Origin of the sequence: Methanocella sp. MCL-LM (genome assembly GCF_049676595.1) — an archaeon.
GTDB lineage: Archaea > Halobacteriota > Methanocellia > Methanocellales > Methanocellaceae > Methanocella_A.
Genome location: NZ_CP187259.1, coordinates 107733 through 124792, shown reverse-complemented (window position 1 = coordinate 124792; position 17060 = coordinate 107733). Strand labels below are relative to the sequence as shown.

The following is a 17060-nucleotide window of genomic DNA, read 5'->3' as shown; positions in this document are numbered from 1 at the left end:
TGGTTTTCGTTCCGGAACAGCAAAAGCAATATACGATCGCAGCCTACCTGTCGGTCGATGAGCGAGAATGTCGCCCCCTGCGAGGACTTTTTAAAGGAACTTGTCGCCATTCCCTCGGTGACCGGCTCCGAAGGGCTGATTAAGGAGCACCTGATCGATAAGTTCTCCCGGCTGGGCTTCGACACCAAAGTCCAGCACGTGGACGGCGACCGGTACAACGTTGTCGGCAGCCTGGGCGAAGGGCCGATCAAGCTCATGCTTTGCACTCACGAAGATGTCATTCCCTCGCTCGACGAGAACAAGTGGACTACTCCCCCGTTTGAGCCCTCTGCCAGAGACGGCCGGATTTACGGCCGGGGAGCCACGGATGCCAAGGGCTCGCTCGCCGCCATGATGGAGGCGATGGTCCGGCTCAAGGGTAAAAAATTCGATGGCTCGGTAGCGATCGCCGCCGTGGTCGAAGAGGAAACCGGCCGCTCGATAGGGGCCCGTAAGCTGCTGACCGAATACCGGCCGGAAATGGCGATCATCGGAGAGCCCACTGATCTGCGGGTAGCCGTCGCCCACAAGGGCGCCCTCCGCCCGGCGATCACCGTCCACGGGATGGCCGCCCACGCCTCCAGCCCCGGCAGGGGCATCAACGCCATCGCCGCCATGGGCAAGCTGCTGGTCACCCTGAACTCTTACGCGTACAGGGTGAGCAAAAACAAGGACCCGCTACTGGGAAGGTCGTCCTCCGAGGCCACGATGATCCGGGGCGGGGAGCGCATCAACGTCATCCCGGAGCAGTGCACCGTCTGCATCGACCGGCGCCTGGTCTCCAACGAGACGATCGACGATGCGTACCACGATCTGCAGATGGTGGTAAAGCGTTTCTCCAGAAAACACCGGGTCCCGGCAGAAATAGAACTGTTATCCTCCTACCCACCCTCGTCCACCCCTGTGTCCGAGCCCATAGTAAAGATGTCCTCCTCCGTACTGTCCGACTTGAGCCTGAACCCCGAGCCCAACGGCTTCCCCGCTGGTTGCGACATGTGGGCCTTCCGGGCGCAGAACATACCCACCGCAGTCATCGGCCCCGGCAGCATCCAGCAGGCGCACGTGATCGACGAGTACATCGAAATCGCAGAGCTCCGCAAGGCCGTCGACGTCTATGAGCGACTGCTGCTGAAGGCAAGCGAATAACTTCGGTGCGAGATACCGGTAATCATGGCACGGCTCCTTATCCCGACGACTGGTGAGCAAAGGTTCTAACCACGGCGGCACGGCAGCACGGAGACAAATCGAGAAACGATGGCAGGATGGTTATTTAAACCACGGCGGCACGGCGGCACGGAGACAACCGGTACCCGAATAGCAAGGCTCCTTTTTTTATTGATCCACGGCGCCACGGCGGGCTGACGGCACGGAGACAAATAAGTTTTCCTTCCTTCAGTCTATCGATCGAAAGTCAGGCTGAAACGATTGGTCAGCAAGCTTATGGTTAATCCTCTGTCTTTGTGTCGCCGTGGACATAAAAAGGAGTTCACTTTTACCGGTTCACCCATGTCTTGGTGTCGCCGTGCCGCCGTGGTTTTATTGACCACTGGCTTACCGTGGATCGCCCTGTCTTTGTGTCGCCGTGGACATAAAAAGGAGTTCACTTTTACCGGTTCACCCATGTCTTGGTGTCGCCGTGCCGCCGTGGTTTTATTGACCACTGGCTTACCGTGGATCGCCCTGTCTTTGTGTCGCCGTGCCGCCGTGGTTCCAACATCTGATTTCCGTTTGCCAGGATAAAGAGCAGTGCCGCCGCGGTTTTCTCGTACTTCTTGCAACTCACAGTATTTTATGCCTGGTCTCGACGAGGTCGGGCGCTCTCGTAGCCAGTGCGTTGTAGCAGAACAGTAGTATCCAGCCCAGGGAGAAGTACACAGAGAGCCAGATGAACAGGATGGGCTTGTAGCCCATCAGATATAGCACGATCTGGCCGCAGTTGAGCAGGAACGCGACGAAGCCCCATACCGGGATTATCCAGAGCTTGTACCTGACGTTACGGAGGAGCGCTACGTTGACCAGGAGGATCATGAGGGTCAGGGTAGCGTAGACGAGCTCGGAGAGCCGCAGGTGGACGGTCCCGGATTCTTCGGAGAAGATGCCCAGCAGGATCATGCCGAGGCAGAAGCCGAGGCCGACGATCTCTGCGAGAATGAGCGTGTATCTAGACCATCCGGGGCCGATGTGCCAGGTGCCGAAGCTGAGCACGAAGGGTATCATCAGCAGTCCGGTAAGCACGAGGCCCGCATTGTAGACGAGGGCACCGTCAGGGTTGATCGTGGTGCTGCCCAGGTCGCTGATCCAGTTGCTCAGCGGGTGCATGATTTGCCCGAACCGGATGATCGAAACGATCGTGCAGAGAACGTATACTGCCAGAGCTGCGACGCAGAACCACGCGCCGAGCCTTCTCAACGCTGCTTCATCCATGGCCAATCCCCGTTAAATATCCTACTTCTGGATATATATGCTCTTTTCTCTTTACCAGAAGGCGGGCAATAGGGTACGCTTTACAAATTCTTAGCCATCCGCACGGCTTTTACAATCCGGTCCGGGTACTGCAGCTCGCTCTCGCCTGCGCGATGGAAGCCCATCTTCTCATAGAATTTGCCGTTGTACCCGGGCACGATCGTATCCAGTTCCACCCTGTTAACTTCAGGGTACTTGTCCCTTAACAGGTTTTCCATGTACTCAAGAAGAAGGCTGCCGATGCCCTTGCCTTTGTAGCCGCCCTTCACGTACAGCAGCATCAGTTCGGCCGTTGTGGCATCCAGTAGCTTTACCACGAAGAACCCGATGACGCCGCCATCATCGACGGCTACGTAAGCGATCATGGTCTCGCCCATGCGCACGTAGTCGGATGGCATGTAGGCGTTGATGCCCGCCGCAATCACGGTGGGGTCCTGCTGCGGGTAGAATTCCCGGACGAACGCCTCGGTGCGGATGCGGAAGCAGTCCTCTGCGTCGGCGGCCGTAAACGGCCGCAGAGTAATACGGCCCGGGTGAGCTTTCTCCGATATGCTGTGATCTGATGGCATAAGCGTGACTCTTCGCCTATTTACGGATGTGGGACACGATGTGCCCGAGCTCCGGGACGATGATCTGGGACAGCGCAAGCTTCGCAGCGTTAGGGGAGCCCGGAATGCAGAAGACCGCTTTGTCTCCGATGGTGCCGGCGGCTGCCCTGCTCAGGACGCTGGCAGTGCCTACTTCATCGTAGCTCTTCAGCCTGAACAGCTCTCCGAAGCCCGGTATGGTCTTCCCGAACAGGGGTGTGATGGCCTCGATGGTCACGTCTGCCTTCGTCAGGCCTGTGCCGCCACATATAATGGCTGCGTCTGCGCCCTCGTCGAGCATCTCCTGCAGCCCGGACTTCAGCCGGTCCACGTCGTCGGGGAGCAGCCTGTACGCTGTTTTGTGCCCGGCCCCGGCCAGGTAGTCGAGGATGATCTTGCCCGACTCGTCGTCGCACTTCTCCGGGGAGTCGCTGTCCCCGTACTGCTGGTGCCTGGAAGTGCTGGCGATAATTACAGCTACCATGTAAGACTGGCCTTTCGACTTCTCCTTGTGCTTCTCGTGTGATGCCTTTTCCATGTTACTTGCCCCTCCGGGTCTCGTCCGTCTGCAATACTAAATGTCCTCTGCCCGGTTAAAGCCATCGTGAAGAGACTTTCGACACGTCCATCTCCATGCCCCCGATGGTCGCGTAGACGCCCAGCGCCCTGAAGCAGTCGTTCAGCGCGTTGTGGCCGGGCAGGGCCCTGATATCCTCGCACCGGATGGAGTCGGCGTAGTTGTCCAGCTTCGCGTAAGGCTTCGGCTGCATCTCGATCCAGTTCAGGCCGGGCTGGCGGACTCCGCCCTGCTTGAACAGCTTATCGACAAAATACTTGTCAAACTTGTGGTTCCACGCCCCGGCAAAGGCGAAGCTGTGGTTGCCGTGAACCGTCAGGAACTTCTGGCAGACCTCTTCCGGAGCCGGGGCGGCGGCCACCTGCTCGGGAGTGATGCCGTGGACGAAAAAGGTGTCCTCAGCCTTGGAGGGGTCCGGTATGCGGATGAGGGAGTCCATGCAGTCCAGGCACGTGATCTGTCTCGCCTCGAGGTCGATGTCCGCGACCAGCATGCCGATGCTCAAAGCGTGGTCGTCCCGGCGCTCTTTTCCGAAGATGCCGAGGCCCGTAGTCTCAGTGTCGATGACGCATATGGTAACCGTGATATCCCGACCGCTTGCTACGCAAGTGATGGGGTGTGAGAATATTAACTATTACGGTGCCGATTGTCCGGATACATCGCCCGGTCGGGGAGGTACTGAGAGGATAAGTGAGGAGGTCAGGGAGGTACCCGAAGGTTAGAGAGAACGTTCAAGCTGGGAGGTCAGGGAGGTCAGGAGGTCGGAGATGGAGGTTGTGAGAGGTATCTGAGGTCAGAGAGGCTTAGATTCAAGAATTATCCTCTCTGACCTTTCTATTCTCTCTATCCTCCTCTCTGACCTCTGACCCTCTCTGACCTCCCAGCTTGAAAATCCTCCCCGACCTCCCGGGAACTCCCAAACCTCTTAAAAGATTTCCCGGAGTACGCTTCGATCAGGCGCCGGCGTTCCCGTTGCCGGCCGGCGGTGCCCTGCCCTTGATCTTCTCGATAGAAGTGCGGGCGTGCTCCCTGACGCTGACGTAGCGGTCGTCCAGGGCAGCGTTAAGCTTTTCTACCGCCCTCTGGTCGCCGATGTTGCCCAGCGCGTCCACGACGGCTTCCCGGGTTTCGGCGCTCCGGCAGCTCAGGGCGCTGATCAGCGGCTCGATCGCTCTCTCGTCCCCGATCTCTCCCAGCGCCCGGGCGGCCTTCGTGCTCAGCCAGGGCGACCGGAGGGCTTTGATCAGGCCGTCGATATCCCTTCGCTCCTTCTTCCCGTCGATCCTGCGCTGCTCCAGCCTGTCCAGAGATATGTAGCCGAGGGCGAACGCTATCACTCCCAGTAATATTACAATCGTAATAAGCAGGCCCGTCCAAGGGTTGCCGCTCGTGTCATACCCGCGAGTGCTGGCCTGAGCCGGAACTGCCATGATCCCCGATGATGCCGCCAGCGTAATAGCTGCGGCCATTAAGCGACCGCTCTTCATATCTATCGGTGTTCATATATGATAGTTGACAAGATAAATGTGCCGCGCATAAATTTTCCGGTGAGTTCTTCTCCACTTTGTTCCGCCATGGCGTACCAGTAGCCGTATATTTTCCATCCGCTTATCCGTCAGGCTTATCCTTATGAGCGCTTTACTATGCTTGTCATCGCTATGCCGCAGAAGACCAGCGAAGCGCAGGAAGCCTATTTCAGGAAGCTGGAGGCAGAGTTCCTCCACTGCAGGGAGATCGCCGCAGCTGCCCGTAGCAGGGGCTATGACCCTTCGTTCGAGGTCGAGATACCTTCGGCGACGGACCTGGCGGACAGGGTAGAGGTCATCATGGGTGTCCCTGGCCTGGCGGCCCACATCCGCAAGTGCGAGGAGAAGATGTCCCGTGAAGAGGCCTCGCTGCAGGTGGCGGCCGATATCGCCGTAGGCCTGGTCGGCAAGTTCAAGAACGAGGAGGAGGCTGTCCAGTGCGCTGTAAGGACGGCCGTTGCGGTTCTTACCGAAGGCGTGGTAGCCGCGCCGCTGGAGGGCATCTCCGCCGTCAAACTGGCCAAGAACGACGACGGCACCGAGTACATCAAGGTCTATTTCGCGGGCCCTATTCGGAGCGCCGGGGGCACGGCGGAGGCGCTGGCCGTGCTGGCCGCCGACTACGTCCGCCGTAAAACGGGGCGGGCGCCTTACAAGATCAGGGATGTCGAGGTGGAGCGCTTTGTGGAAGAGATCATGCTCTACAAGTCGATCGCTCACCTGCAGTACACCCCTACCGACGAGGAAATCAGGCTGATCGTGCGGAACTGTCCTGTATGTATCGACGGGGAACCGACGGAGCAGGAGGAAGTTCAGGGTTACCGCAACCTGGAGCGGGTGGAAACCAACAGGGTGCGGGGAGGCATCGCGCTGGTCATTGCCGAAGGCATCATCCTCAAAGCCCCCAAAGTCAAGAAGCACGTGGACAAGCTCAAGTTCGACGGGTGGGAGTGGCTGGACAAGATCATCGCCGGCTCCAAGCCGGCCGGGGGAGAAAACAAGGACGAGGAGAAGAAGATCAAGCCCAAGGACAAGTTCCTCGCCGACCTCATCGCAGGCCGCCCCGTGTTCGGGCATCCTTCCCGCCCCGGAGGCTTCCGGCTTCGCTACGGCCGGTCGAGGAACACCGGCTTCGCTACGGCGGGCATTCATCCTGCGTCCATGGTGATCATGGACGACTTCATCGCCACGGGCACCCAGCTCAAGGTAGAGCGCCCGGGCAAGGCCGCGGCCATGGTCCCGGTGGACAGCCTGGAAGGGCCGACCGTGCGCCTGTTCAACGGAGACGTGGTGTACATCGACGACGTGAAAACCGCGCAGAAGGTACGTCCGGACGTATCCCTGATCCTGGACAACGGGGAGATCGTCCTCAACTACGGCGACTTCCTGGAGAACAACCACACGTTCGTTCCCTCTCCCTACGTCGAAGAGTGGTGGATCCAGGACATGGAAGAGAAGACGCAGGACAAAGTAGAGGTCAATTCCCCGGAGGAAGCCTTTGCAGTCTCCGTGAAGTACGGCGTGCCCCTGCACCCGAAGTACACGTACATGTGGATGGACCTGACCACGGACGACGTGGTCTACCTGGCCCAGTACATCAGCGCCAGCGGCTCTGTGGAGAACGGCGAGCTAAGGCTGCCCGTCGAGCACAGGTCGAAGAACCTGCTTGAAGTCCTGCTCGTCCAGCAGAAGGTGCGTAACAACACGGTCATCTTATCAGCCAGGGATACGTACATCCTGACCAGGTGCCTCGGCCTTAACTCTGATCTGTCGATGAAGAACAAAGACGCCTACACTGGCCTGGACTCCCACGCCTGGAGGGCTGTGTCAGCGCTGTGCGGTGTCACGGTCATGGACCGGGCGCCGGCGAGGATCGGCGCCAGGATGGGCCGGCCGGAGAAAAGTAAGCTCCGGGAAATGAAGCCCCCGGTACACGCGCTGTTCCCCGTGGGCGAAGCGGGTGGTATACGGAGGTCCCTCCAGGATGCCAGTTCCTACAGTAAGTCCATGACGGACAAGATCGGGGAGGTCGAGATCGAGGTCGGCAAACGTAAGTGCCCGAAGTGCGGCAAGATCACCTACATGGTCGCCTGCGAGTGCGGCGGGCACACCGTCCCGGTGTACGGCTGCCCCGACTGCGGCATCTCCGGCATAGAGGGCGACTGCCCCAAGTGCCACAAGCCGACCACACCCAACGTCAAGCAGAAGATAGACATCAAGAGCCTGTACGCAGCGGCGTTAAAAAAAGTGGGCGAGAGGGACAACTTCGATATTCTCAAGGGTGTGCAGGGGCTCATCTCCAAGGAGAAGACCCCGGAGCCGCTGGAGAAGGGCATCCTGCGGGCGAAGCATAATGTCTTCGTGTTCAAGGACGGCACCATCAGGTACGACATGAGCGACGTTCCCCTCACCCATTTTATACCGAGGGAGATCGGGCTCACTGTCGAGAGGGCCCGGGAGCTCGGCTACGAGAAGGACATCTACGGGGCTCCGCTGGAGTCGCCGGAGCAGGTGTGCGAGCTCCGGGTGCAGGACATCATCATGTCCTACGACGGCTCCGACTACCTGCTGAAGGTCTGCGCATTTCTCGATGATGAGCTGGAGAAATACTACGGCCTGCCAAGGTACTACAATGTCCACGAGGGTCAGGACCTGATCGGCCACCTGGTCATAGGTCTGGCTCCGCATACTTCCGCAGGCGTACTCGGCCGCATCATCGGTTTTGTCTCGTCCTCGGCTGGCTATGCCCACCCCTTCTTCCATGCGGCAAAAAGGAGAAACTGCGACGGGGATGAGGACTGTGTAATGATGCTGATGGATGGCCTGCTGAACTTCTCCATGTCTTTCCTACCCGACCGCCGGGGCGGCAAGATGGACGCTCCCCTGGTGCTGTCGATGAGGATAGACCCCAAGGAGATCGATAAAGAGTCCCACAATATCGACGTGATGGCCAGGTACCCGAGAGAGTTCTACCTCGCCACCCGGGACTTCAAGGCTCCCAAGGACGTGGAGAAGATCATTGACCTCGTCTCTAAGAGGCTTGGCAAACCTGAGCAGTACGAAGGCTTCATGTTTACGCACGGCACGAGCGACATCGCCGCGGGGCCGGCAAACTCTGCCTACAAGACCTTGGGCAGCATGGAAGACAAGCTCAAAGCCCAGCTCGAGCTGGGCCGCCGGCTCAGGGCCGTGGACGAGAAAGACGTGGCAGAACGGGTGATCAACTCCCACTTCCTCCCCGACCTGATCGGTAACCTGAGGGCCTTTTCCACCCAGCAGATGCGGTGCGTCAAGTGCGGGGAGCGGTACCGCCGGCCGCCCCTCACCGGCACCTGCCCCAAGTGTGGCGGAGGCCGTGTTATTCTGACCGTTCATGAGGGCGCGGTGACCAAGTACATGGAAGTCTCCCTGGCCATCGCGAAAGAGTACGGCGTGCCTGCCTATACCATCCAGCGTCTCGAATTGCTCAGCCTGTCGATCAAGAGCTTATTCGAGAACGACAAGAGCAAGCAGACAGGACTAGCGGACTTCATGTAACAGAAAAAGTAAAAAGGCCCCCGGGCCTCAGGGGCTCTCGTTTTACAGGAACATAAGGAGTAACCCTGGCGCGAAAATGGCGACGAGGCCGAGGAGGATCATCGGCAGGCCGGCGAGGGCCCAGATCATCGGGCTGGACCGGAAGACCTTTGCACCGTCGAGGGGGCCGAAGGGAATCATGTTGAACGCGGCTAGGATAAGGTTGATGATGATGCCATATGCGGCTGCAGTGAGGATCAGCCCGGACAGGATGCCAATCTTGATGAGCACGAAGAACAGCGCGGCGAGGAGGACGTTGGTCACCGGCCCGGCGATGGATATCTTCAGGTCCTTGTCGTCGCCCCGGCGGCTCGCCAGATTATCCCAGTACTGGTCATCGTTGGGATTGCCTGCTATCTCCGTGCCGCTACCGTAGGACTCGTACATAGGCCTGGAAATGTACACTGCGCCGGGGGCTGCGAACAGAAATCCGAACAGCGCGCTCCCTATCGTGAGAAGTAAGCCGTTCGGGCTGGTCTTGAACTCCGCATAATAGCCGTACCTCATGGCGGTAAACTTGTGGGCCAGCTCGTGGAGCAGGAATCCGCTACCCACGCCCACTGCCGCTATGAAAAATATTTCCGCTGTCAGGTTGTCGAAGGACGGGTTAAATATCCTCACCCCGGCGAACATGAAGCTGAACGCCACGGTGAGCACGACGAACGCGATCAGCAGTTCGATGAGCTCGGAGGTCCCGATTCTGGAGTTCATGTGCCATAATAAATATTATGACTATATCAATTTGTTGATGTGGCTTACCTCTTGTCCGCCGACCAATTCCCGTAGTATCCCGGGAAAAATCCACCTTATTTCAGCCGGATACACGTAAATCGTTTTCAGCCGCCTGCAAAGCCCTGTAATGGCAAGATTTATAATTTATCAAGGAAAATACGCTTATTTAATGTTCGAACACCACGCGACGAAAGTCAGCGTACGAGACCACGAAAATAGAGTTAAGGTAGTCGCCTTTGGCTCGTATCACTCTGGCAAAACCTCGCTGATCCGTTCGATCGACCCTCTGACCCGCACCACCGAGGCGGAGAACGCCGAAGGCGGGACAACAGTGGCTCTGGATCTGGGCATCCGGGAGCACAGGGGATACAAGATTTTCATCTACGGCACACCCGGCCAGGAACGTTTCGGGGTGGCCAGGGCTGTCGTATCTTTCGGCCTGCACGCCGGCATCATCGTGGTCGACTCCGTCCGGGGCATGACCTCTTTTGAGAAGAAAATTCTCGCCGAGCTGACGACACATAATGTACCATGCCTGGTGCTGGCCTCCAAGATCGATCTGCCCGGAGCCTCCCTCGACCGGGTCAGGCGCGACTCAGGCAGCGCCTGCGTGCTGCCCTTCTCCGCCGCCACCGGCCAGGGCGTCGACGAGCTCCTCGACCGGATTGCCGACATAGCCGGCACGATGGCCTGAGTACCAGCCGCAGGCTAAATTTCTTACGCTCCTCTGGTTCTCGCTTTTCACATCAGCTCGTCGAACACCCGTCCCAGGTCTCCTGTAAGCTCGATGTACTTCTGCTCTGGCTTCGTGGAGCGGAGGATGTGCAGCTCCGGGACGCCAAGCTCGATCAGCCGGGCGTTTCCCGCCCCGGGGGATATGCTTAGAGGGGTCTCGCCGTCCGCGTAGATAACCGTGCTGCCGGTGGAGTTCAGCAGGTCTTCGACGTAGTCCCAGGTGCTGTATTTCGTCTCCTGGGGCACTGCCATTTCAGGCAGCTTCAGGGCAACCGGTGGACTGATCTGCGTCGTACCCTGGCCATCCACCGTTATCTGAGTAGCGATGCTCCTGTACCGGCCGTACGCTGCAGAATCGACGAACGCCAGCAGCACCTCTGCAAGGGCGCTGTCGAGGTCACGGCATCCGCTGATGCAGCCCGGAGCCGGCACGGCACCTTCCAGCTCCAGCGTCGTTTTGCCGCCGCACTGGAAGCGTACCAGTACCGACGGCACCCTAAGGAGCCTCGCCCAGCCCTGGAGGTAGCCGTCTGTGGTGGTATGGACCATCATATCGAACCTTCGGACGATGCCCGAGCCGATCCTGCAGGGCGCTTCGAAAAAGTCGTAATAGGCCCCGGCCACGTCTTTCCTGTTGCCCCGGCCGCTCCTGAACTGGAGGGGCGATCTGCCTTCCACGCCTGTGTCGGCGACGAACACGTTTAGCTTGTACGGGCTGAGCAGCCCGAGCAGGTAGAACACGCTGGCAGTATCCCCGGCAATGAGGATGTTGGGCCAGTCGTTGTCGTCTGTTGAGTTGAGAGGTATGAACATGTTTCAAAATATTGAAAATAAGTATTTAGCCGTAATTAGTTACACCACGTTGAAAGTAATATGTGAAATAAGATAAGGCCTGGCAGGGGCATTACAGTTATATACACTATTATTCCGCGAAGTCCTCTAAGTTCCCCGCAGCCTCGATGTCCTTTCTGTCGATCGAAACTTTATCCATGATGTTCCGCTCGATGAAGATGCTGGCGTTGGTTCGCACAGCCAGGGCTATGCAGTCGCTGGGCCGGGCGTCGATCTCGACTTGCCTGTCGCCGTCCTGGAGCATCAGCCGGGCATAGAAGACCTGTTCGTCCAGGTCGTCGATGATGATGCGGTCGATGCCGATGCTGAAGTTATCCATGATAGTCTTGAGCAGATCGTGGGTCATCGGCCTGGGCGTGGTTTCCTTGCGAAGCGCCACGTCGATGGAGATCGCTTCCGCAGGCCCGATGTAGATGGGCACCATCATATCCCCGTTATCCGAGAGAAAAACGACGGCCTGGGGCCCTGTGATCGTGCTCACAAAATAGACACCCTTCACGTTCACCGGCACGTAATCGCTCATAATTTCACATTGGCTTTCGAGTATATAACTTTAGGCTGTATTTATTTGGTTTTAATCGCCTGTTGTGCCGCCCGATGGGGGCTTTATGCGGGCCTTTGTTCCGGGCTGGCACCGGTGCCCGTCACCCGGGCGAGATAGAGTGTCGTGAGTCCTCCGACTGCGGTCAGGAACCAGAGCGTGACGAGCCTTATCATGATGGTAGCGCCTGCCGCCGACAGCTGAGGCACTCCCATGGACAGGTATAACACAGTCATTACGGCGTCCACGATTCCCAGGCCGCCCGGCAGGAAGGTCGGGACGAGCTGCAGCAGCACCATAATACAGAATATGGTTATCACCACTCCGGGCGAAACATCGTAGCCGATGGCCCGGAAGGCGATGTAAGCCACCGCCACGTCGAAGCCCCATGCAATTATAATGAGCCCGAGCGATTTGACGATGGTCAGCTTCCGGCCTGCTATACTCCTCATGCTGCCGTCGAACTGGGCCACCAGCCTTCCGACTTTCTCCTCCAGCGCAGCCTGATCCCCCCGCTTGAAGATTCGGGTGACTACCCTGACCAGAGAATTGGCGATCGTCGTGAGCAGCCAGGTGTTCATGCTGACGGCCAGGATGACGAGGGCGGCTATGCTGACGGTGACCGCGACGAAAATACAGAACGCGAGCACCCATGCCGGGACCTCAAAGTACATCGCTACAAAAGTCACGCCAATAATCGTGCCGAGGGCGACGGGCACGACCTCCAGCAGCCTGCTCATGACTCCGGCAGCGAACGTCTTGTCGAACCGGCCTCCCTCGACGGACTTCTGGATGAAGTACAGCTTGGCTACCTCGCCGCTCGCCGCTGCCGACGGGATGAGGTTGGTGAAAAAGATGCTGGACAGATAGATCAGGTACGACCAGCCGAGCGATATCTTGTGCCCCGTATCCCGCAGCAGCACCCACCAGCCAGCGGCGTGAAACAGGTTGCCGCACAGCGACACCAGCAAGGCAAGCCCCATCAGCGGCAGGCTCACCGATTTCAGTAAGCTCACCAGGCTGTCGAAGCCGACCAGGTACAGGTAGACGAAGTAGATGACCAGCCCGACGACGATGAGAATTGCGGTCTTGTTGAAGGGGATGTCAGGGAACTTCACGTCGGCTTCGGAGATCATGATAGGAGATTGCTCCGATAGTATATCAGAATTTCCGGCTTTGAGTTTCTGCTGGCCCGGCTCAGGTTAAAAAAGGTTCTATTTCCCGAAGCGCCGCTGCCGGAGCTGGTAGTCCCTGATGGCCCGCAGTAAATCCACCTTGCGGAACTCTTCCCAGTTGACGTCCGCGAAGTACAGCTCGGAGTAGACGGACTGCCAGATGAGGAAATCGCTCAGCCGCTCTTCGCCGGTTCGTATGAACAGATCGGGCTCGCACCGGAAGATGAGGTGGGCTTCGACCATGGCCTCGTCGATGTCCTTTGGCTGGATCTTGCCTGCCTTGACATCTTCCATGATCTCCCGGAGGGCGTTGGTCAGCTCATGCTTGCCGCCGTACCCGATGGATACGCTGACAGTACAGGGCCTGGTCCCGTTCAGCCTGACGACTTTGCCCGGGGATACCACCTTGCCGGGGAACCCTGCCTCTGCGAAAGTCTGGTATATGCAGTCCGCGAGCCCGGGCATGAAGCCTCCTTCAGTCATGCTCACGTAAACCGATATCTCTCCTGTGCCCATCTCGGCGCACCACTCCGCCAGGCTCACCAGCTTGGCGATGGACTGCCTGTTTACCAGGTCCGCGTCCGATATGACCACCGCGATGCACCTGGGTACCCGCTCACCCCTGATGCTTCTGAGCATGGTTTTTTCGTAGAGCCGGTAAGCAATTTGTCTGGCGAGCATTCCAGTCATCTAATGCGCTCCCATAGTAAAGTATTTTTTGTACCGGGGCATAGACTCTCCCATATGTATCCCGGCACCAGGGCAGGAGGCGCAGGCAAACAACAGCCACCGCAATCTCCGCAGCACTCCCTTAAGTACGAGCTTAAGCGGCAGTCTGCCTACATTTCTCTCGGCCTCCTCGCGCTGCTCTTCCCTTTTCTGCCGAAAGGGATGATCGTGCTGGGCGTGTTCATCGTCACCCTGATCATCATGTACATGCCCCGGGATTCCCCGGTGTTCAAGACCCTCTCGTCCGAAAAAGACCGGGAGACGGGCATCCTCCTCGGCCCCCTGAAGTTCTGCTTCGCCATACTCCTGCTCGCGATCCTCGTCATGGTGCTCGACTTCCCGGTGTACGTGCTGTCCGCGGTGATCGGCGCGGTGGCGTTCGGAGAAGGCATAGCCACCATCGTGACGCGGCTGGTCAAGGGCGACCCGGCCATCTTCTGGAGTATCACCCTGCTGGTCCTCGGCACCGCTTTCGCCTTCCTGTTCGGCTACTGGGTCATCGTGAACGGAGGCCTGCCTGCCAGTATCGGCGTTAATCCGGTCTACTTCATGTTCTTCCTCGCGGTCATCGGCACGGTCACGGGAGCTTTACTATACACTATCGTGGACGAGGACGACATCGCCATCCCGCTGGGCGCGGGCATGGCCATGTGGCTCTTCTCATCCCTGACTTACTCCGCCCTGCCGGACCCGGCGGAGATCGCCCTGGCCGTCGCCGTTCCCCTGGCCATCGGCATCGTCACCTACAAGCTCAACGCCGTGGATCTGTCCGGCGCCCTGAGCGGCGTGCTCTGCGGAGTGCTTCTCATCGTCTTCGGAGGCTTCGAGTGGTTCATCCTGCTGCTGGCCTTCCTCATCCTCGGCACCATCTTCACCAAGTACAAGTACCAGTACAAGCGAAAGGTCGGCGCCGCCGAGTCCAACCAGGGCTCCCGGGGCTACAAGAACGTGTTCGGCAACTGTTTCATCCCGCTCATCTTCGTCGTTGCGTATGGAACGCTGGAAGGCACCACCTATGTTCCCTACCTGGGCTACCTGGATCAGTCAATCTTCCTGATCGGCTTCCTCGGTGCCATGGCCACCGCCACTGCCGACACGCTGGCCAGCGAGATCGGCAGCACATACCGGGGCCAGCCCATCATGATCACCACCCTCCGCAGAGTACCACCAGGCACCGACGGCGGCGTCTCCCCCCTGGGCGAGGCGGCATCCATCTTCGGGGCGCTTGCGATCGCGGTGATCGCCATCCCGTTAGGGCTGCGGGCCAACAGCATCGGAACCATGGTCTTCATCACCGTGCTCACCGGCTTCCTGGGCACCAACATCGACAGCCTCTTCGGAGCCACCCTCCAGCGGAGAGGCATACTGTCCAACGCCGGCGTCAACTTCGTGGCTACATTGTTCGGCGGGCTGTTCGCTATGGCAGTATACTACTTGTTCTTCATGTAAACAAGTCTGCACTCAACCCTGTGATCCGCTTTTCACCATAACGTATAGCAGCATGGCGACGAGTAACCACGGCGGCACGGCGATGCTGTGTTGCATTATTCTTATCTTCATGTTCGCCTTTTGAACGCCTGCAGTCGCAGGCGTTCTCGAGGCGATGCGATGACGATCGCTGCGCTGTGCCAGGATCACAGATTGAAACGGATTGCACTGATTTCACAGATGACCTTAGAATAAAATCGGTAGACGGCAAATCCATTTCTCATCGATTAGAATCTGTGCAATCTGTGGCATCTGTCGTAATCTGTGATCCTGGCACAGCGCAGCGATCGTCTTGCTGAGTCACTCCACCTGCAATAGCTCGGCCCAAAGAAGAGAAAATGAATTATGCAACACAGCAGCACGGCGACACGGAGACAACTGCGACATTGTAACTGGGTACTCCTTTTAAGCCCACGGCGGCACGGAGACAGACCATTAACCAAAACCGTTTACTGGCCAGGCGTTACAATATATCCTTATGATCACATGACCGGTAAACTACTATCTATAGTGATTCCGGGTTTCTCCAGCCTATTAACAATAGACGGATTGTCTCCGTGCCGTCAGCCCGCCGTGCCGCCGTGGATCAATAAAAAAAGGAGCCTTGCCATTCGGATACGGTTGTCTCTGTGTCGTTGTGCCGCCGTGGTTCAAATAACCATCCTGCTATCGTTTCTCGAATTGTCGCCGTGTCGTTGTGCCGCCGTGGTTAGAACATCTGCGCCCCAGTTGTCGGGATAAGGAGCCGTGCCGCTGCGGTGAAAAGTTAGTGGCTGTAGCAATTATACTCTCTCGCAATTTCTGCTGGGTATTGTAAGTGTTTTATATCAGCTAAGCCAATAAGTTGGCAGCATGAGGTCGGGTATCATCCTCGCGGGCGGCCGCTCTACGCGGTTCGGGGGCGGGGAGAAGTCGCTGAGGGAGGTCGGGGGGAGGCCCATGATCTGCCGGGTTAAGGGCTCTCTGGACGACGTGGTCGACGAGATCATCGTGTCGGTCCGGGACGAGAAGCAGCGGGACCTCGTTTTTCCTTATCTTAAAAAGATCACGCCCTTCGTCTACGATGAGGTACACGACATCGGCCCCCTTGCAGGAGTCAACGCGTGCCTGAAGGCGGCGAAAGGGGAGTACGTGGTCGTAGTCGCCTGCGACATGCCCTTCATCAGCCCTGCAGTTATCGATTACCTGTTCAAGGCCGCAGAAGGGCACAACGCCGCGGTCCCGGTCAGGGAGAACGGCTTCATCGAGCCGCTCCACGCGGTGTACCGGCGGGAGGCAATGATTGCCGCCGTCGACGAGGCGATCAGCCAGGGTAAAAGAAGGATTGCCTCTCCACTGGATTATCTGAAGGATGTGGTCTACGTGCCCGTTGAAAAGCTGCGGGAGATCGACCCTGACCTGAAGACTTTCATCAACGTTAACAGGGCAGAGGACATGCCGCCTGAGCAATAGCTACATAAGGGATTTTCTCCATGAGCCGATATTTATATTATAGTGCCCCGCCAAGAGCTAACTGGCTTTAGAATGGTGGGCGCTAAGTACATCGCATTTCTCACGATCATATCAGTTGCTACCCTCGCGATGGGGTGCGCTGCAGAGACTAATTCGCCGATGGTAACCTCTGCGACTCCCGACGTATCGGCATATTTAACAGTCGTCAACGACTCCGGGAAATATGCCACTGATGTCCAGGTACCAAAGGGTAAGCTGGTGCTTCAGATTATAAGCCCGCGAAATATCTCGATCTACGTGCCTGGCTATGATGTCTATGTGCTTGAGTCCGAGAACCCCGATGTCATGGCAGATGGAAATTATTCACTGCAGCTGATGCAGCATAGCCGGATATTTTACCAGTCTCACTGGATTGCTCCGAAAGAGTTAGTTAATGGTACCATCGTCGAGATTAGTCATTATCAGTTCAACGATAGCAGAAATGAAATCCATGTAAATGTTCACGGGGACAGTGACGACGACTGGAACTCTGTTGTTCGCATACGAAGCCACTAATATGCTTTTTTGATACGCTGATAAAGCGGTCGA

At 57.9% G+C, this 17060-nt stretch carries 16 protein-coding genes; 6 read left to right on the top strand and 10 right to left on the bottom strand.

All coding sequences use genetic code 11. From position 1 onward, the window contains the following. Positions 1–57: 57 nt before the first annotated feature. A complete protein-coding gene (locus ACPLPM_RS00645; protein WP_424358303.1) occupies positions 58–1185 on the top strand; it encodes a M20 family metallopeptidase in 1128 nt (375 codons plus the stop codon). Between the two features lie 633 nt (positions 1186–1818). On the opposite strand, the gene ACPLPM_RS00640 is transcribed toward ACPLPM_RS00645, so the two are convergent. The 5 genes from ACPLPM_RS00640 to ACPLPM_RS00620 all read right to left on the bottom strand — a co-directional run bounded on the left by ACPLPM_RS00640 (position 1819) and on the right by ACPLPM_RS00620 (position 5135). Further along, entirely contained in the window at positions 1819–2463 is a 645-nt protein-coding gene (locus tag ACPLPM_RS00640) for a hypothetical protein (protein WP_424358302.1), read from the bottom strand. An 80-nt stretch (positions 2464–2543) separates the two neighbouring features. Then, a complete protein-coding gene (locus ACPLPM_RS00635; RefSeq protein WP_424358301.1) occupies positions 2544–3071 on the bottom strand; it encodes a GNAT family N-acetyltransferase in 528 nt (175 codons plus the stop codon). A gap of 16 nt (positions 3072–3087) precedes the next feature. Next, complete coding sequence (locus ACPLPM_RS00630; RefSeq protein ID WP_424358300.1) at positions 3088–3627, bottom strand: MogA/MoaB family molybdenum cofactor biosynthesis protein; 540 nt, start codon at positions 3625–3627, stop codon at positions 3088–3090. Between the two features lie 55 nt (positions 3628–3682). Continuing rightward, entirely contained in the window at positions 3683–4231 is a 549-nt protein-coding gene (locus ACPLPM_RS00625) for a 3'-5' exonuclease (RefSeq protein WP_424360017.1), read from the bottom strand. Between the two features lie 388 nt (positions 4232–4619). Next, on the bottom strand, positions 4620–5135 hold the full coding sequence (locus ACPLPM_RS00620) for a HEAT repeat domain-containing protein (RefSeq protein WP_424358299.1): 516 nt from the start codon (positions 5133–5135) through the stop codon (positions 4620–4622). A gap of 189 nt (positions 5136–5324) precedes the next feature. Between ACPLPM_RS00620 and ACPLPM_RS00615 the strand changes: the two genes are divergently transcribed. Next, entirely contained in the window at positions 5325–8729 is a 3405-nt protein-coding gene (locus tag ACPLPM_RS00615) for a DNA polymerase II large subunit (protein WP_424358298.1), read from the top strand. 42 nt (positions 8730–8771) lie between these two features. Here the strand turns inward: ACPLPM_RS00615 and ACPLPM_RS00610 are convergent, their stop codons facing one another. Beyond that, entirely contained in the window at positions 8772–9479 is a 708-nt protein-coding gene (locus ACPLPM_RS00610) for a site-2 protease family protein (RefSeq protein WP_424358297.1), read from the bottom strand. A 190-nt stretch (positions 9480–9669) separates the two neighbouring features. Here ACPLPM_RS00610 and ACPLPM_RS00605 point away from each other — a divergent pair, with 190 nt between their 5' ends. Then, a complete protein-coding gene (locus ACPLPM_RS00605) occupies positions 9670–10194 on the top strand; it encodes a GTP-binding protein (RefSeq protein ID WP_424358296.1) in 525 nt (174 codons plus the stop codon). A 47-nt stretch (positions 10195–10241) separates the two neighbouring features. On the opposite strand, the gene ACPLPM_RS00600 is transcribed toward ACPLPM_RS00605, so the two are convergent. The 4 genes from ACPLPM_RS00600 to ACPLPM_RS00585 all read right to left on the bottom strand — a co-directional run bounded on the left by ACPLPM_RS00600 (position 10242) and on the right by ACPLPM_RS00585 (position 13493). Next, positions 10242–11048 (bottom strand): hypothetical protein, encoded by an 807-nt coding sequence (locus ACPLPM_RS00600; protein WP_424358295.1) that lies wholly within the window; start codon positions 11046–11048, stop codon positions 10242–10244. Between the two features lie 109 nt (positions 11049–11157). Then, positions 11158–11610 carry a bifunctional nuclease family protein gene (locus tag ACPLPM_RS00595; RefSeq protein WP_424358294.1) on the bottom strand — a complete coding sequence of 151 codons (453 nt, stop codon included), beginning with the start codon at positions 11608–11610 and terminating at the stop codon, positions 11158–11160. An 83-nt stretch (positions 11611–11693) separates the two neighbouring features. After that, positions 11694–12764 carry a lysylphosphatidylglycerol synthase transmembrane domain-containing protein gene (locus ACPLPM_RS00590; protein WP_424358293.1) on the bottom strand — a complete coding sequence of 357 codons (1071 nt, stop codon included), beginning with the start codon at positions 12762–12764 and terminating at the stop codon, positions 11694–11696. 78 nt (positions 12765–12842) lie between these two features. Then, positions 12843–13493 (bottom strand): undecaprenyl diphosphate synthase family protein, encoded by a 651-nt coding sequence (locus tag ACPLPM_RS00585; protein WP_424358292.1) that lies wholly within the window; start codon positions 13491–13493, stop codon positions 12843–12845. A gap of 54 nt (positions 13494–13547) precedes the next feature. Between ACPLPM_RS00585 and ACPLPM_RS00580 the strand changes: the two genes are divergently transcribed. From ACPLPM_RS00580 to ACPLPM_RS00570, 3 genes are all read left to right on the top strand, one after another. Then, positions 13548–14981 carry a DUF92 domain-containing protein gene (locus ACPLPM_RS00580; RefSeq protein ID WP_424358291.1) on the top strand — a complete coding sequence of 478 codons (1434 nt, stop codon included), beginning with the start codon at positions 13548–13550 and terminating at the stop codon, positions 14979–14981. 891 nt (positions 14982–15872) lie between these two features. Next, a complete protein-coding gene (locus tag ACPLPM_RS00575) occupies positions 15873–16472 on the top strand; it encodes a molybdenum cofactor guanylyltransferase (protein ID WP_424358290.1) in 600 nt (199 codons plus the stop codon). A gap of 72 nt (positions 16473–16544) precedes the next feature. After that, positions 16545–17027: a hypothetical protein gene (locus ACPLPM_RS00570; protein WP_424358289.1), complete on the top strand. Its 483-nt coding sequence runs from the start codon at positions 16545–16547 to the stop codon at positions 17025–17027. The last annotated feature ends 33 nt before the right edge of the window (positions 17028–17060 follow it).

Coding starts and splice junctions, on each gene's coding strand:
- ACPLPM_RS00615 (WP_424358298.1), top strand. CDS start 5,325: ATGCCGCAGAAGACCAGCGAAGCGCAGGAAGCCTATTTCAGGAAGCTG.
- ACPLPM_RS00580 (WP_424358291.1), top strand. CDS start 13,548: ATGTATCCCGGCACCAGGGCAGGAGGCGCAGGCAAACAACAGCCACCG.
- ACPLPM_RS00570 (WP_424358289.1), top strand. CDS start 16,545: ATGGTGGGCGCTAAGTACATCGCATTTCTCACGATCATATCAGTTGCT.
- ACPLPM_RS00585 (WP_424358292.1), bottom strand. CDS start 13,493: ATGACTGGAATGCTCGCCAGACAAATTGCTTACCGGCTCTACGAAAAA.
- ACPLPM_RS00600 (WP_424358295.1), bottom strand. CDS start 11,048: ATGTTCATACCTCTCAACTCAACAGACGACAACGACTGGCCCAACATC.
- ACPLPM_RS00635 (WP_424358301.1), bottom strand. CDS start 3,071: ATGCCATCAGATCACAGCATATCGGAGAAAGCTCACCCGGGCCGTATT.
- ACPLPM_RS00640 (WP_424358302.1), bottom strand. CDS start 2,463: ATGGATGAAGCAGCGTTGAGAAGGCTCGGCGCGTGGTTCTGCGTCGCA.
- ACPLPM_RS00575 (WP_424358290.1), top strand. CDS start 15,873: ATGAGGTCGGGTATCATCCTCGCGGGCGGCCGCTCTACGCGGTTCGGG.
- ACPLPM_RS00645 (WP_424358303.1), top strand. CDS start 58: ATGAGCGAGAATGTCGCCCCCTGCGAGGACTTTTTAAAGGAACTTGTC.
- ACPLPM_RS00605 (WP_424358296.1), top strand. CDS start 9,670: ATGTTCGAACACCACGCGACGAAAGTCAGCGTACGAGACCACGAAAAT.
- ACPLPM_RS00630 (WP_424358300.1), bottom strand. CDS start 3,627: ATGGAAAAGGCATCACACGAGAAGCACAAGGAGAAGTCGAAAGGCCAG.
- ACPLPM_RS00595 (WP_424358294.1), bottom strand. CDS start 11,610: ATGAGCGATTACGTGCCGGTGAACGTGAAGGGTGTCTATTTTGTGAGC.
- ACPLPM_RS00620 (WP_424358299.1), bottom strand. CDS start 5,135: ATGGCCGCAGCTATTACGCTGGCGGCATCATCGGGGATCATGGCAGTT.
- ACPLPM_RS00610 (WP_424358297.1), bottom strand. CDS start 9,479: ATGAACTCCAGAATCGGGACCTCCGAGCTCATCGAACTGCTGATCGCG.
- ACPLPM_RS00590 (WP_424358293.1), bottom strand. CDS start 12,764: ATGATCTCCGAAGCCGACGTGAAGTTCCCTGACATCCCCTTCAACAAG.